This is a genomic window from Tepiditoga spiralis (genome assembly GCF_014701195.1).
GTDB lineage: Bacteria > Thermotogota > Thermotogae > Petrotogales > Petrotogaceae > Tepiditoga > Tepiditoga spiralis.
Genome location: NZ_AP018712.1, coordinates 2177815 through 2192688 on the forward strand (window position 1 = coordinate 2177815; position 14874 = coordinate 2192688).

The 14874-nt window shown below is 26.6% G+C and carries 17 protein-coding genes and 1 tRNA gene; 8 read left to right on the forward strand and 10 right to left on the reverse strand.

Annotation, left to right across the window (positions count from 1 at the left end; translation table 11 throughout):
• Positions 1-36: 36 nt before the first annotated feature.
• On the reverse strand, positions 37-624 hold the full coding sequence (clpP, locus tag IGS63_RS10155; protein WP_190616169.1) for an ATP-dependent Clp endopeptidase proteolytic subunit ClpP: 588 nt from the start codon (positions 622-624) through the stop codon (positions 37-39).
• An 8-nt stretch (positions 625-632) separates the two neighbouring features.
• Positions 633-923, reverse strand: a complete 291-nt coding sequence (locus IGS63_RS10160) for an extracellular matrix/biofilm biosynthesis regulator RemA family protein (protein WP_190614681.1) — start codon at positions 921-923, stop codon at positions 633-635.
• A gap of 124 nt (positions 924-1047) precedes the next feature.
• On the opposite strand from IGS63_RS10160, the gene IGS63_RS10165 reads away from it, so the two are divergent.
• The 4 genes from IGS63_RS10165 to IGS63_RS10180 all read left to right on the forward strand — a co-directional run bounded on the left by IGS63_RS10165 (position 1048) and on the right by IGS63_RS10180 (position 4054).
• Positions 1048-2010 carry a cation diffusion facilitator family transporter gene (locus tag IGS63_RS10165; protein ID WP_190614683.1) on the forward strand — a complete coding sequence of 321 codons (963 nt, stop codon included), beginning with the start codon at positions 1048-1050 and terminating at the stop codon, positions 2008-2010.
• Complete coding sequence (obgE, locus tag IGS63_RS10170) at positions 2000-3325, forward strand: GTPase ObgE (protein ID WP_190614684.1); 1326 nt, start codon at positions 2000-2002, stop codon at positions 3323-3325. The genes IGS63_RS10165 and obgE overlap by 11 nt, the downstream gene beginning before the upstream one ends.
• A 12-nt stretch (positions 3326-3337) precedes the next feature.
• The gene (gene nadD / locus IGS63_RS10175; protein WP_190614687.1) at positions 3338-3895 is read left to right on the forward strand and encodes a nicotinate (nicotinamide) nucleotide adenylyltransferase; all 558 of its coding nucleotides are present in this window, start codon (positions 3338-3340) and stop codon (positions 3893-3895) included.
• 70 nt (positions 3896-3965) lie between these two features.
• Positions 3966-4054, forward strand: a tRNA-Leu gene (locus tag IGS63_RS10180).
• A 62-nt stretch (positions 4055-4116) separates the two neighbouring features.
• Here IGS63_RS10180 and IGS63_RS10185 read toward each other — a convergent pair.
• Both IGS63_RS10185 and IGS63_RS10190 read right to left on the reverse strand, forming a co-directional pair.
• Complete coding sequence (locus tag IGS63_RS10185) at positions 4117-5478, reverse strand: aldehyde dehydrogenase (RefSeq protein ID WP_190616170.1); 1362 nt, start codon at positions 5476-5478, stop codon at positions 4117-4119.
• A gap of 110 nt (positions 5479-5588) precedes the next feature.
• Positions 5589-6431 carry a GNAT family N-acetyltransferase gene (locus tag IGS63_RS10190; protein ID WP_190614689.1) on the reverse strand — a complete coding sequence of 281 codons (843 nt, stop codon included), beginning with the start codon at positions 6429-6431 and terminating at the stop codon, positions 5589-5591.
• A 126-nt stretch (positions 6432-6557) separates the two neighbouring features.
• Between IGS63_RS10190 and sdaAA the strand changes: the two genes are divergently transcribed.
• Complete coding sequence (gene sdaAA, locus IGS63_RS10195; RefSeq protein WP_232521218.1) at positions 6558-7439, forward strand: L-serine ammonia-lyase, iron-sulfur-dependent, subunit alpha; 882 nt, start codon at positions 6558-6560, stop codon at positions 7437-7439.
• Here the strand turns inward: sdaAA and IGS63_RS10200 are convergent.
• Genes IGS63_RS10200 through mreB form a run of 4 tightly spaced genes read right to left on the reverse strand, consistent with a single transcriptional unit; the run spans position 7407 to position 11186 of the window.
• Positions 7407-9122, reverse strand: coding sequence for a penicillin-binding transpeptidase domain-containing protein (locus IGS63_RS10200; protein WP_190614694.1), 1716 nt, complete (start codon positions 9120-9122; stop codon positions 7407-7409). The genes sdaAA and IGS63_RS10200 overlap by 33 nt on opposite strands.
• Entirely contained in the window at positions 9109-9516 is a 408-nt protein-coding gene (locus tag IGS63_RS10205) for a hypothetical protein (RefSeq protein WP_190614696.1), read from the reverse strand. The genes IGS63_RS10200 and IGS63_RS10205 overlap by 14 nt, the downstream gene beginning before the upstream one ends.
• A gap of 2 nt (positions 9517-9518) precedes the next feature.
• Positions 9519-10172, reverse strand: a complete 654-nt coding sequence (locus tag IGS63_RS10210) for a hypothetical protein (RefSeq protein WP_190614698.1) — start codon at positions 10170-10172, stop codon at positions 9519-9521.
• A 3-nt stretch (positions 10173-10175) separates the two neighbouring features.
• A complete protein-coding gene (gene mreB, locus IGS63_RS10215) occupies positions 10176-11186 on the reverse strand; it encodes a rod shape-determining protein (protein WP_190614700.1) in 1011 nt (336 codons plus the stop codon).
• 173 nt (positions 11187-11359) lie between these two features.
• On the opposite strand from mreB, the gene IGS63_RS10220 reads away from it, so the two are divergent.
• From IGS63_RS10220 to speE, 3 genes are read left to right on the forward strand one after another with little or no spacing between them, the layout of a single operon-like run.
• Positions 11360-11896: a helix-turn-helix domain-containing protein gene (locus IGS63_RS10220; protein WP_190614701.1), complete on the forward strand. Its 537-nt coding sequence runs from the start codon at positions 11360-11362 to the stop codon at positions 11894-11896.
• A gap of 13 nt (positions 11897-11909) precedes the next feature.
• The gene (speD, locus tag IGS63_RS10225) at positions 11910-12308 is read left to right on the forward strand and encodes an adenosylmethionine decarboxylase (RefSeq protein ID WP_190614703.1); all 399 of its coding nucleotides are present in this window, start codon (positions 11910-11912) and stop codon (positions 12306-12308) included.
• On the forward strand, positions 12308-13159 hold the full coding sequence (gene speE, locus IGS63_RS10230; RefSeq protein ID WP_190614705.1) for a polyamine aminopropyltransferase: 852 nt from the start codon (positions 12308-12310) through the stop codon (positions 13157-13159). The genes speD and speE overlap by 1 nt, the downstream gene beginning before the upstream one ends.
• A gap of 51 nt (positions 13160-13210) precedes the next feature.
• Here the strand turns inward: speE and IGS63_RS10235 are convergent, their stop codons facing one another.
• Positions 13211-14158 carry an Rpn family recombination-promoting nuclease/putative transposase gene (locus IGS63_RS10235; protein ID WP_190614706.1) on the reverse strand — a complete coding sequence of 316 codons (948 nt, stop codon included), beginning with the start codon at positions 14156-14158 and terminating at the stop codon, positions 13211-13213.
• A 31-nt stretch (positions 14159-14189) separates the two neighbouring features.
• The gene (locus IGS63_RS10240; protein WP_190614707.1) at positions 14190-14873 is read right to left on the reverse strand and encodes a hypothetical protein; all 684 of its coding nucleotides are present in this window, start codon (positions 14871-14873) and stop codon (positions 14190-14192) included.
• Between the last annotated feature and the right edge of the window lies 1 nt (position 14874).

The following is a 14874-nucleotide window of genomic DNA, read 5'->3' on the forward strand; positions in this document are numbered from 1 at the left end:
CCTCCGTTTCAAAAAACAAGGCGCTAAGCGCCTTGTTTATTTTTCAATTTCTTTTCTTGAACCTATAACTTTATCTATTAATCCATATTTTACAGCTTCTTCTGCTGACATAAAATTATCTCTATCGCAATCTTTTTCAATTTTTTTGTATGTTTGACCAGTGTGGAAACTCAATATATCATAAAGTATTTTCTTTAAGCGTTGCATTTCATTTAATCTTATTTGAACATCGGTTGCAACACCCTCAGCACCGCCAGCTATTTGATGTATCATTACTCTGGAATTTGGAAGAGCAAATCTTTTACCTTTTGTACCTCCAGATAATAATACTGCACCCATTGATGCAGCTTGGCCTATACAAATAGTAGATACATCTGGTTTTATATATTGCATAGTATCATAAATTGCAAGACCATCTGTTACAGATCCCCCTGGAGAATTTATATAAATATAAATATCTTTTTCAGGATCTTGAGATTCAAGAAATAATAATTGTGCAACAACTACATTTGCAATAGTTTCTTCTATTGGTGAACCTATAAAGATAATTCTATCTTTTAATAATCTAGAATATATATCATAGGATCTTTCATAACGTCCATTTGATTCAACAACTACCGGCATTGGAATACTCAAAGTTCATTCCTCCTCCCCTTTTTTACTTTATCTATTATTTTATTAGCATTAACGGAAGTTAAAACCATATGGCCACTATCCATAAAAATAACGGTTTCAACACTTTTTCCATAAGTTATATCAATTAATTTTATTCCACCTTTTATAGGTTTTTTTTCAAGTTGAGCTAAAACATCATTTTCTTGAAATATTTTTTTTATTTTTCTAAATTGCAAGAATTCTTCTGGAATAACAGAATGTATTCTTTCTGCAACTAAATAAGAATCTTTTGTTATTGGAATAAACATTTTTTCACCTCCGCCCATATTATACAACAAACTAAAAAAAAAACAAAATTTCTTTACATAGTTAACAATAATTTGTTATACTTAAACTAATTTAATAAACAATATTGATAAGGAGAAAAATATTATGAATGATGATAACAGAAATAAACTTGTAAATAGAGCTGCATATGCTGGAATAATAGGAAATACATTTTTGGCTATATTAAAATTATTTATAGGTATATTTACTGGAAGTTTAGCAATATTAGCTGATGGAATAGATACTACCACTGATATAGCAACTTCATTTTTAACATTAATCGCAGCAAAAATTTCTAATAAACCTCCAGATAAATCTCATCCTTATGGACATGAAAAAATAGAAACAATAATAACAAAATTACTTTCTCTTGTAATAATATTTGCAGGATACAATTTATTAATAAAATCTATAAAAAATATAATAACTCCGGAATTTAAAATTAACAATTTAATTTTAGTATTGATAACAGCATCAATTTCTGTTATTATAAAATATTTTCTTTTTAAATACAAATTAAAAATTGGCAAAAAAATAAATAGTCCATCTTCAATTGCAGATGCAATGAATATGAAAAATGATGTCTTAATATCCCTTTCAGTATTGATAGGAATAACCATTTACTATTTTACTGGAATAAAAATATTAGATCCTATAATAGCTTTATTAGTTTCATTAATGATTTTTAAAGTTGGATTTGAAACTTTTTTTGAAGCTTCAAACGATTTAATGGATGGTTCTAAAAACCTTGGTAAAATATACCTTGATATAGTAAACGTAGTAGATAAATATGAAGATATCAAAAATCCACATAAAATAAGAGTTAGAAAATCTGGATTTGTTTTTTTTGTAGACATGCATCTTGAAATAAATGGAGAAAAAACAATAAATGAAGCACATTCAATAATAATGAAAATAGAAAAAGAAATCAAACAATTAAATGTTTATATAAAAGATATAACTATCCATGTAGAACCAATAGGAAATAATGAAAAAGAATGTTTTGGATACGATGAAAATCTAATAAAAAGAACATTTGGAAATGAGGAGGAAAACAATGGAATTTGATTTTTTAGATGAAGCAAGAATATATGTTAAAGCAGGTAGAGGCGGAAATGGTTCCGTAAATTTTAGAAGAGAAAAATACGTTCCAAAAGGCGGTCCAGATGGTGGCGATGGAGGAAATGGAGGAAACGTAATAATAAAATCTGTTTTAACAAAAAATACTTTAATAGACTTTAAATTCAAAAAGAAATTTGTTGCAGAAGATGGTGTAGCTGGAACAAGAAAAAAACAATTTGGAAGAAATGGTAAAGATACAATAATTGAAGTTCCTGTTGGAACAATGATTTATGATGAAGATACGGAAGAATTAATAGCAGATTTAACTTATCCAGAACAATACGTAGTAATTGCTCGTGGAGGAAAAGGTGGAAAAGGTAATGCAAAGTTTGCAAATTCAAAAATGCAAGCTCCTAAAATTGCAGAAAAAGGCATCGAAGGAGAAGAAAGAAATATAAAATTTATACTAAAATTAATAGCAGATATAGGAATAGTTGGATTTCCAAATGTAGGAAAATCAACATTAATTTCAAAAATTTCTAATGCAAAACCAAAAATAGCAAATTATCATTTTACAACATTAAAACCAAATCTTGGCGTAGTAAAAGTTGGAGAAGGCAATTCATTTGTTGTTGCAGATATACCAGGATTAATTGAAGGAGCCCATGAAGGAACAGGACTTGGAGATAAATTTTTAAGACATATAGAAAGATGTCATGTTATAGTTCATATTGTAGATATTTCTGGAATAGAAGGTAGAGATCCTATTGATGACTACTATAAAATAAGAAAAGAATTAGAAAATTTTTCAGAAATTTTAGCCTCAAAAAAAGAAATTATTGTTGCAAATAAACTTGATTTAATAACAGAAGAAGAAACTCAAAAAAAATTAAAAGAATTTACAGAAAAAACAGGTAAAGAAATATTTGAAATTTCAGCATATACTGGATATAACACAGATAAACTAATAAGTAAAATGTGGAACTTAATAAGCAAAGATCGAATTGAATACATAAAAAGAATTCAAAAATTCTTAAAAACTCAACCAGAAAGAGTAAAATTAAAGGTAGAACCAGTAAATATACCAATCGATTTTAAAATTAAAATAGAAGTAGTAAAATGGAGTAAAGATACTTACGAAGTTACAGGCTCAAGTGTAGAAAAACTTTTAAATAAATATAATATTATGCAAGAAGATTCTAAAAGAAAAATAATCCATCTTCTTGAAGAAAATGGAATGGATAGAGCACTCCTAAGTGCTGGAATAAAAGAAGGAGATACCGTTTACATAGGTGATCTTGCATTTGAATACATACCTTAAGGAGAATTAAAAATGATTGTTTTATTTGGAGGAACATTCAATCCACCACACATTGCTCATAAAATAATAGCAGAAGTAGCTTATGATGAACTAAAACCAAGTAGATTTTTAATAATTCCTGCATCTGTACCACCACATAAAACTAATAATTTTATAGTTGATTTTAATATAAGATATAACTGGTTAAAAAAAGTTTTTTCGTCAAAATTTGAAATTAGTAATATAGAAAACAAATTACCAAAACCATCATATTCATTTCAAACTATTGAATATTTTTCAAAAAAAGATAAAGTTATTTTACTCATTGGAGAAGATTCACTACTAAACTTTAAAAAATGGTATAAATGGGAAGAAATATTAAAAAAATGTACTTTAGCTGTTTATCCACGATTTTTTAAAAATAAAATTAATACAGATATCCCATATATAAAAATAAATTCACCATTAATTGATATATCTTCTACTACTATAAGAAATCGAATAACCCAAAAGAAAACAATAAATGGAATGGTTGAAGATAAAATAAAAGATGAAATAATCAAAGTTTATACTTATTTTACACAAATTTAAAAGTAAAACTATTGACAAATAGGTATTTGTTGTGTATAATTGTTTCGTAAATGAACTTCGAGTTCTTAATGCCGGGGTGGTGGAATTGGTAGACACGTATGGTTGAGGGCCATATGGGCAATTGCGCTCGTGCGGGTTCAAGTCCCGCCCCCGGCACCAAAAAAAGAGAAGACTTAGTCTTCTCTTTTTTATTTGATATTTTTAATATTGAATATATATTCTTATTTTAAAATCTTTTTTACAAGTTTGAATTTTTTTTCTGTATATGGTGGAAATTGAACGTTTAAATTTATCTTTGTGGATTTATTTAAAATACTTTTAAAATGGGAAAATTGTCTAAAACTTGCTTCTCCATGATAAGAACCTAATCCAGAATTTCCAACGCCTCCAAAAGGCATATAATGTGAAGTAAAATGACTTACAGTCTCATTTATTCCAAAACCTCCAGAACTTGTATTTTCAATAATATACTTTTGATTATTTTTACTTTCAGAAAATATATAAACAGCTAAAGGTTTTGGCCTTTCATTAATTATTTTTGAAACATCTTCAATATTTTCATACTCTAAAATTGGCAATAATGGGCCAAATATTTCATCTTTCATAGAAGCATCATTCCAATTTACATTATTTAAAAGAGTTGGAGATATATATTTTTCTTTTAAATTATATTCTCCACCAAAAATCACTTTACTTTTATCCTCTTCAATTATTTTAATTAATCTGTTCATTTGTTTTTCATTAATTATTCTTGCATAATCTTTTGATTTTTCAATTTCATGACCATAAAAATTACTTATGGCTTGTTTAAATTCTTTTATAAATTGTTCTTTTACTGATTTATGAATTATAAGGTAATCTGGCGCTACACAAGTTTGACCTGCATTAAAACATTTCCCCCAAGCAATCCTTTTAGCTGAAACTTTAATGTTTGCTGTTTTATCTACAATACAAGGACTCTTTCCTCCAAGCTCTAATGTTACTGGAGTTAAATTTTTACTTGCTGCTTCCATTATAATCTTTCCAACTTTTACACTTCCAGTAAAAAATATAAAATCAAACTTCATATTGATTAAATTAGAAACAATTTCTTTTTCTCCTTCTACAACCCTTATATAATTAAAATCATAATTTTCAGAAATTATTTTATTTATTACTTTTGAAACATTTGGTGTATCTTCTGATGGTTTTATAACTACTGTATTCCCAGCGGTTATAGCTCCTATCATTGGTTCTATTAAAAGATTAAAAGGATAATTAAATGGTCCTATAATCAATACAACACCATATGGTTCTGGGTTAATATAACTCTTTGCACTAAACAAATGTAGTGGCGTTTTAACTTTTTTTACTTTACTCCATTTTTTTATATTTTTTATTGAATAGTTGATACTTTTTAACACGGTTCCTATTTCTGCTGCATAAGTTTCATATTTATGTCTACCTAAATCTTTTTCTAAGGCTACTATAATTTCATCAGTGTATTTAATAATTGATTTTTTTAGTTTTTTTAACTGTTCTATTCTAAAGTTTACATCTTTTGTTTTTCCTATAAAAAAATATTCTTTCATTTCAAGTAGCATATTTTGAAGTTCTTTATTATTCACATTATCCTCCTACATTTCATATTAACATTTATTTTTTATAAAATAAAGAATTTAAAAAACACTAAAGAAATTCTTTAGTGTTTTTTTTAATGTATCTTTTTTTCCATTTCCCATTGAATTAAAAATGGTTCAAAATTTAGTTCTTTTGCAACTTTATTTAAAAGATCATCTGATGGTACAGAAACCATAATTACTTTATTTTTTTCTGAAGCAATTCTTTTTAAAGCATCTTTAAAAATATCATAATACTTAGTTTCATCAGCTATTGGAGAAATATCAACAATAAAAGCATTATCTTCATTTGTTCCCCAAACTATATAACCAATAGCAAAACCTTTTGAAACTATTTTTTCAACAATATATCTTCCTTCACTCAAACCTAATGTTTTAGGTTCTCTTTGCCAATTAGGCTTTCTATGAAGATTATTCAATGCAGAAACTGCCATATCATGAACCCATTTTCCATCTTCTGGTAAATACTTATATTCTGGATCTTCTGACTTTTTTATATTATACTTTAATGATTCTAATTTTCTTTTTAATTTAAAATTATGTTTTTGATAAAACTTTACAGCTCTTTTTTCATTTTCTTCTACTTCTAAAACAACATCTCTTATTCCTTTCCATTTTAAAGTTTCCATGGTTCTTGTTAATATTTCAGAAGATATACCAGTTCCACGATATTTTTTTAATAACCCTATAGAATCAATTCTTCCTCTTTCTCCCCTTACAGAAACTATACTAAATCCTATTGGTTCATTTTTATCATATGCTACAAATGAATTTTCAAGGGATATGGAGTTTTCAACAATATCTTTTTCAAATGATTGAATTGTCCAATGAACTGGAACTATATAATCTTTAAAAACCTCATTAACAAGATTTACAACTGTCATCAAAGATGCTTCCACCAAATTTTTGTATTCCATATTTTTCCCTCCTCTCAATATTATTATACTACATTTTTATTAAAAATTTTAAATTAATGTAAGCATTTTATCTTATATTTTATGATATTATATAAATATATCTTAAAATTAGAGGGAAGTGGTTTTGTGTTTACAAAATTTAAAGAATTAATTGATTTATCAAATTCAAGTGGTCAACCTTTACATGAAGTTGTAAAAGAATGGGAAATGTTAGAAAATGGCACTGATCCAATACAAATTGAAAAAAATTCAGAATTATTAGTTGAAGAAATGATAAAATCTTATAAACATAAAATAGAAAATCTTAATGAAAAAAGTATAACAGGATGGACAGGATTTAATACTAAAATCTATTTTGAAAGAATGAAAAATAAAAAAAGTTTATTTAACAATCTTTTATCAAAAGCTATTCTTGTGGCTTTAGCTACTTCAGAAAATAATGCTTCTATGGGAAGAATTGTTGCTTGTCCTACTGCAGGATCAAGTGGGGTAATACCTGGTGTTTTAGTTTCATTACATGAAGAAAAAAATATAGATATAAAAACTCTTGGGAAAAGTTTATTAATTGCTGGTGCTGTTGGTGAATTTATAAGAAGAAGAGGAAGTTTAGCTGGTGCTGTTGGTGGTTGTCAGGCTGAAATAGGAAGTGCAACTGCTATGGGAGCAGCAGCAATTGTTTATGCAATTGATGGAAATCCAGATAAAGTTTCTAATGCGGCAGCTCTTTCTATGAAATTTTTAATGGGACTTGTTTGTGATCCAGTTGGTGGATTTGTTGAGATACCTTGTGTTAAAAGAAATCCTGCAGGATCTATACTTGCTTTTACTGCAGCTGAATTAGCTTTATCGGGAGTAAAAAGCGCCATTCCATTCGATGAAGTTGCCGATGCTATGGGAAAAGTTGGTCGATCTTTGTCTGAAGATTTAAGAGAAACAGGTAAAGGTGGCATTGCTGCCACCAAAACAGGTAAAAAATTACTTAATGACTTTATTAATAATAAAATCTAAAGATTTTCTTGCCAACGGAACTGCAATGTGAGGTCCATAACCTGCATTTTCTAAAAAAACTATTATTGAATATTTAGGTTTATCTGCTGGGAAAAAACCTGCAAACCAAGCATGAGGTTTTTTCCCTCCAGAAACTTCAGCAGTTCCAGTTTTACCTGCAACTACATAAGGAAATCCTTTAAACCCTTCGTAAGCAGTTCCCTCATTTGCAGAATCTCCTTCATAATTTCCCATATAAGTAGTAACTTCTTTCATTCCCTCTAAAACATTATCTAAATATTCTTCATTTATATTGTAAGCATCTCTTATTTTTGGAATATATTGTTCTTGTATTTTATTGAATAAATCTTTTTGAATATTAAACAAATGAAATTGATAGTATTTTCCGCGAGTTGCTAATATATTATAAAAACGCAACATTTCTAAAGGTGTAGCTTTTACATTTCCTTGCCCTATAAAAACATTCAAAGTATTTCCAGGATACCATGGTTCTTTAAAAACTTTTTCTTTCCATTCTTTTGAAGGAAAAAAGCCACTTTTTTCTCCAGGTAAATCTATATCTGTTTTTTCAATTAATTTATATTCTTTAACTTTTTTATTTATAGCATCTATCCCTATTGTTTCACCAAGCCAATAAAAATAACTATTAGCTGATACTCTAATTGCTTTTATCATATTTGTTATTCCATGACCAAGTGGCCACCAATCTTTAAATGTTCCTATTACGTATCCTTTTGAATTTTTTAGTTGATACTTTCCTGTTGAGTTTATTGTAGCTTCTGGTGAAATACCTAATTCTAAAGCCGACAAAGCTAAAAATGGTTTTATTACAGATCCCGGAGGATAATTTTGATATATTGCTCTATTGTACATTGGTTTTTTATTATCGTTTAATATTCTCTGAAACTTTAAGTTTGTAAGACCTTTTGAAAAATCATTTGGGTCTGGTGAAGGATAACTAACCATTGCTATTATTTCACCATTATTTGGGTTTGAAACAACTACAGCTCCTGGCTTATTATTCTCACTTAAATAAGTGTATATTTTTTCTTGAATATCTAAATCAAGAGTTAAATAAACATCATTTCCTGAAATAGGAATTGTTTTTTCTATTATATTTTTAATACGACCACTTGGAGTTATGTTTACTATTTTATAACCGTCTTCACCTTTTAATTTATCATTTAATGTTAATTCAAGACCACTTCGAGGATTTCCTTCGTTATCTACATATCCAGTAATATGATATAAAGATTTATGAGCATATTTTCTTATGTATTTTTCTTCTATTAATAAAGTTCTTATTGAAGATAATTTTTTTGCTGTTGTAGAGTTTATGTTTAAATTTATACTTTTTTGAAAGTTTAATTTATCTATGATAGAATCTGTATCTATATTAAATTTATTTAATATTAGTCTTATTTTTTTTTCTGTATCAGCATTTATTTCATCACTCAAGTTAGTTATTTTATATATTCTTTCATTCCAAGCTAATAATTTTCCATTTCTATCATATATATTTCCTCTTTTTGCATTTTGTTTTATTATTCTTGTACTTAAATCTTGAACTTCTATTCTAAAATCTTTCCACTTTATTATTTGTAAATAAAAACTTCTTACAAGCAATAAACTAAAACTAAAAAATATAATTATAAATATTAAAGTTATTCTATGATTTTTCATTTATAATCAACCTCATGTTTATAAAATATAAAATTATTATTATTGATAAAGTTATTATTAAAGGTATTGGAGTCCATTTTATTGAACATAAAAACAATGTTGATGGTATTGTGTAAGCAATTGTTGAAATAAAATTTTTTTGTATATTTATAAAAATTGTATCTATTATTATGTATATTACTAAAAAAATGATCGCATATAAACCTACATCATATTTTAACGAAAAATATATCAACGTATATAAAAAAGCATACATATTTTTTGTTTTTTCATTAAAATCAAGATTTTTTAAATAAACTGAAACTATTGGATAAGAAAAAAACAGATATTGACCTAACCATCTATCCCATGATGAAGAGGCTATTGTAAATAAAAAAAACAATAAATATTTCATAATTATTCCTCCAAAAAGTAAGCAAGTATTCCTTTAAATTTAAGAGGTTTAAAGAGATACATTTCACCATATTTAGAAATTATTTTTCCTGTTAATATTACTTTTTTTTTGTTTATTGTATCAATATAATAAGGTAATGTAATAGTTAATATTTTTTCATTTATTTTTTGTGGTAATTCTACAAAAAGATTTCCATTATCCTCTTTTATTAAAACATCATATCCACCTATTTCTCCAAATATTTCATTTGTTCCCCAACCTAATTTTTTTACAATTATTCTATTAGAGTATGTTTTTTCTGAAAAACCTATTAAATTTCCTTCATCATCAATTACAAAACTATTTTTAGAAACTTTTTCATTAGAATGAACTATTAAGTATTTATATTCTTCTTTTAATATTATTCCATAAGGAATAGAAAATTTTAAATTTTCTCCTTTTTTTAATTGTATTTTATTTGAAGAAATTATACTTAAAATATTTTTTAAACTTTCTGCTCTTGAATCTCTTATTAAAATTTCTTCTTGTAATTTTGAAAAAACGTAATTAAAAGGATAAGAAACCCATTGAACTATATTTCCAATGGGTTTATATATATTTATCATTATAGTCAAAACTATAAAAATATTTAAATAAAATATTTTATTTTTAAACATTTATTATCTCCTGGTTTTTGAAATGTTTTCTAATATTTTAATATTATCCAAAGCCATACCGGCACCTCTTGCAACACAGGTTAAAGGTTCATCAGCTATAACTACTCTAATTAAAGTTTCTTTTTCAATAAGTTCTTTTATTCCTTTAATCATAGCACCACCACCAGCTAAAAATATTCCTTTATTTACAATATCTGATAAAAGTTCTGGTGGCGTTGATTCAACAGCATTTTTTATATTTTCAACTATTTTTGAAACTGGGTTTTTTATAGCAGTTCTTATTTCTTTTCCTGTAATATTAACTCTTTTTGGCAATCCGCTTAGTATATCAAGTCCTATTACTTCAATACTTAGATTATCATATTCATCACATTCAAAGGTATTTCCTACTTCCATTTTAATTTGTTCCGCAGTTCTTTCTCCAACAAGTATATTATGTTCATTTTTTATATATTCAACAATATGTTCATCCAACTCATCTCCGGCAACTCTTATAGACTTTGAAAGTACAATACTACCAAGAGATATAACTGCTATTTCTGTTGTACCTCCCCCAATATCTACAATCATATTTCCTGAAGGTTCTTCAACATTTAATCCTGCTCCTATTGCTGTTGCCATAGCTTCTTCTATTAAATATACTTTTCCTGCTCCACCATCAAGTGCTGCTTCTCTAAGAGCTTGTCTTTCAACTTCAGTTGCTTCAGTTGGAATACCAACAACAACTAATGGTTTTAATATACTAAAGCCACCGACTGCATTTTTTATAAAGTATTTTAACATTGCAAGAGCTATATCATAATCAGCAATAACACCATCTTTTAAAGGTCTTATCGCTATTATATTTGATGGTGTTTTACCTATCATTTTTTTTGCTTCTATTCCAACACTTAAAGCTTCCCCTTTGTCTCTTTCTATAGCTATTACTGATGGTTCATTTATTATTATTCCTTTTCCTTTTGAATAAACAAGTGTATTTGCAGTTCCCAAATCAATCCCAAGATATGTCCTCATAAATTTCCTCCTTAAGAATAAATATCAATTATAGTATATCACACCTAATGCCATTTGAAAATATAGAAACAAAAATTTAATTTTTTTTTATTGACATGTATAATATAAAAGTATATAATATTAAACGTATTGTTTAATATTATATACTAAAGCTTTTTATAGGGGGCTTTTTCGTGAAAATTGGTAAGAAATTAAAAAGTTTAAGAATTATGAAAAACATGACACAAGAAGAATTAGCTGTTAGATCAGATTTAACAAGAGGTTTTATATCTCAATTAGAAAGAGATTTAACTTCTCCTACATTAGAAAATTTAGATATGATTCTTCATGCACTCGGAACTGATTTAAAAGAATTTTTTTCAAAATTTGATTCAGTTGAGAAAATTGTATATAAAAAAGAAGATAGAATACCAATTTATGATACTCCAAAAGGGGTAAAAGAAGAGTTATTAATGACAGCAACTGACCCTAAAAAAATAGAACCTTCATTTTTATATTTGAAACCTATGAGTAAAACAAAGGAAGAAAATTATCATGAAGGAATTGAATTTGGTTATGTAATTGAAGGGAATATTATGCTTTACTTAGATGGAATTTCTTACAAAGTAAAAGAAGAAGAATCTTTCTTTTTTACATCTAATAAAAAACATTTTATAAAAAACACATCTAAAAAAAACTGTGCAAAAGTTTTGTGGATAGAAATTTTTTAAGAGGGGGTAAAAAATGGCAATATCTCTTGGAAAACATTTAATTGCAGAATTTTTTGAATGCAATAAAGACATTTTAGACAATGTCGAAAAAATAGAATATCATATGAAAAAAGCAACAATAGAAACAGGAGCTACTATAGTAACTTCAACGTTTCATCGTTTTTTACCTCATGGAGTTAGCGGTGCTGTTATTGTTTCAGAATCACATTTAGCAATTCATACTTGGCCTGAATATGGATATGCTTCTATTGATTTATATACCTGTGGTGATCATGTTGATCCATGGAAAGCATTCGAATATTTAAAAGAAGCTTTTTCATCATCAAGAACACAAGTTTCAGAACATTTTAGAGGACTTTATAGTGAAATTGGAATAGCGGAAAATTCTCCGCATAAAGTGGAGGTGAAATAATGAATCATTTAAGATTTGAAGAATACAATATAGGAAATAATTCTGGAATTTTTTTTACAATAGATAAATTTTTATATTCAACGCAAAGCAAATATCAAAGGATAGATGTATTTGAAACACCTGAATTTGGAAGAGTTTTTACACTTGATGGACTTACTATGACAAGGGAATCAGATGAATTTATATATCATGAAATGATAACTCATGTTCCTATGTTTATACATCCTAATCCTAAGAATGTATTGATAATAGGTGGAGGAGATGGAGGAACTTCAAGAGAGGTTTTAAAACATCCATCAGTAGAGAATGTTATTATGTGTGAAATAGACTCAGATGTTGTAAACGTTGCTAAAGAATTTTTACCTACAACTTCTTGTGAATTTGATAATCCAAAATTAAAGATTATTTGTGAAGATGGATCTAAGTTGATAAAAAAATATAAAGATTATTTTGATGTGATAATAATTGATTCAACAGATCCAACTGAAGGTCAAGGTGGTCTTTTATTTACTGAAGAATTTTATAAAGATTGTTATGAAGCTATGACAGAAAATGGTGTTTTTTCTGCTGAAACCGAAGATCCGTTCCTTCATAAAAAATGGTTGAAATTAGCTTACAATAGAATTTCTAATGTTTTTAATGTATCGAATTTATATATGGGATATGTTCCACAATATCCACCAGGCACTTGGACTTGGACCTTTGCATCAAAAGGATTAGATCCAATAAAAGATTTTAATCCAGAAAAGATTAAAGCTTTTGAATCAGAATTAAAGTATTATAATGAAAGTATTCATATTGCTTCGTTTGCATTACCTAATTTTGTAAAAGAATTAATAAATATTAAATAAAAAAATATCAATGGTTAAATAACCATTGATATTTCTTATTATTTGTTTAATTTAACTATCAGTGTTTTTTAATTTTTTAATTATTTCTTCAGTTAGTCCTGTTTTTTCAGCTATTGTCTTTATATCTAAAATATCTAATAAACTTTTAGCTATTTCCATTTTACCTTGTTCGATCCCCTGTTCGATCCCTTGTTCAATACCTTGTTCAATACCTTGTTCAATACCTTGTTCAATACCTTGTTCAATACCTTGTTCGATTCCCTGTTCAATTCCCTTAGATAAACCTTTTTTAAAACCTTTATTTTCAGCTGTTTTTATTGCAGCTTCTTCATCACGAAGCCACTTTAATCTTGCTTCATAGCTTTCTCGTTCTTCATAATTTAATGACATTTCATCCAATAATTCTACAGCTTTTTTTATACTTTCTACTTCTTCTAATTCTTTTGGTAATTTATCTTTTTCATATATATCAGCTTTTTTTAGAAAGTTTACCCATCTATCCAACATGGTACTCATTTTTTCATCGTACTTTTCTAGCTCAATAAAATGTATTTCTAAATGATCAATGAATTCTTTTTTGCTTTCCATATTTACTATTTTGTATACATTATGATAATTTTCCTCTTCTAAACATTTGAAGTTTAATATGTTTATACTAATAGTTTTTTTCAAATTATCATAGTTTATTCCTGCAAAAAGTTGTCCTGAATAGACTCTTGACCAGTAATACAGTGCTCTTTTATCATAATATTCTTGATCTATTATCTGCATTTCTACATTGTACCAATGTCCCTTTTGATCTACTGCTTTTATATCTAATATTGAAAGTTTATCATTTTTAAAGTTTTTTTCATTGTATGGATTTTTTATTTCTATGTCCTTTACTTTATCTTCTTCTGATACTATTGAATTTATTAAGTCTATTAATAATTGTTTATTTGATTCCGTACCAAATAACTTTTTGAATGCAAAATCTACTCTTGGGTTTATTCTACACATGATTCTTTCCTCCTCTCTATACTTCCTTATATCACAACAAAATTATTTCATAAATTTTTTCTTGCGTTTTATTAGCTATATAAACTTTATTAAACTTATTTTCTAATACATAAAAATAATAATAATTTTTACTTTTAAAAACTTTTAAAACTTCTTCTGGTATAGTATAAGTTTCATCTTCATATTTTATGCAGGCTGTTTTTCCAGTTATTATTAAATTATTTTCTCCTTTTATTAATTCATTTTTTTTATCTTTAATTAAAGTTTCTAGAATTTCAAAAATATTATTTAATTTTTCTTCTGTAGGAATAATTATAAAATTTAATACCTTTTTTTTAGAAAAAGCTTTATATTCAAGACCTCTATATTCATAAGATGGATAAGCAATTATAGAAAAATTACTATTTTCAAAAATGAAATATCTTGAATCAAAAGTTTTTATTTCGCCATTTCCATATTTTGTAGAAATATTGTATATATTAATTTTATTAGTTAAATTTATTTCTATACTAGTATTCTTAAATTTATATGGATAATATTTTACTGTTGTATAACCGCTATCTCTTAGTTGAACATATGGATAATGTATTTTATTTTTTAAATGAAGTTCATATCTTTGCCAAGCAAAAAATGATAAAAGATATATCACTGCCATTATTCCAAGTATACTAAGAAAATTTTTTATAGTGTTTTCTTTTTCTTCTTTTGAGATCACA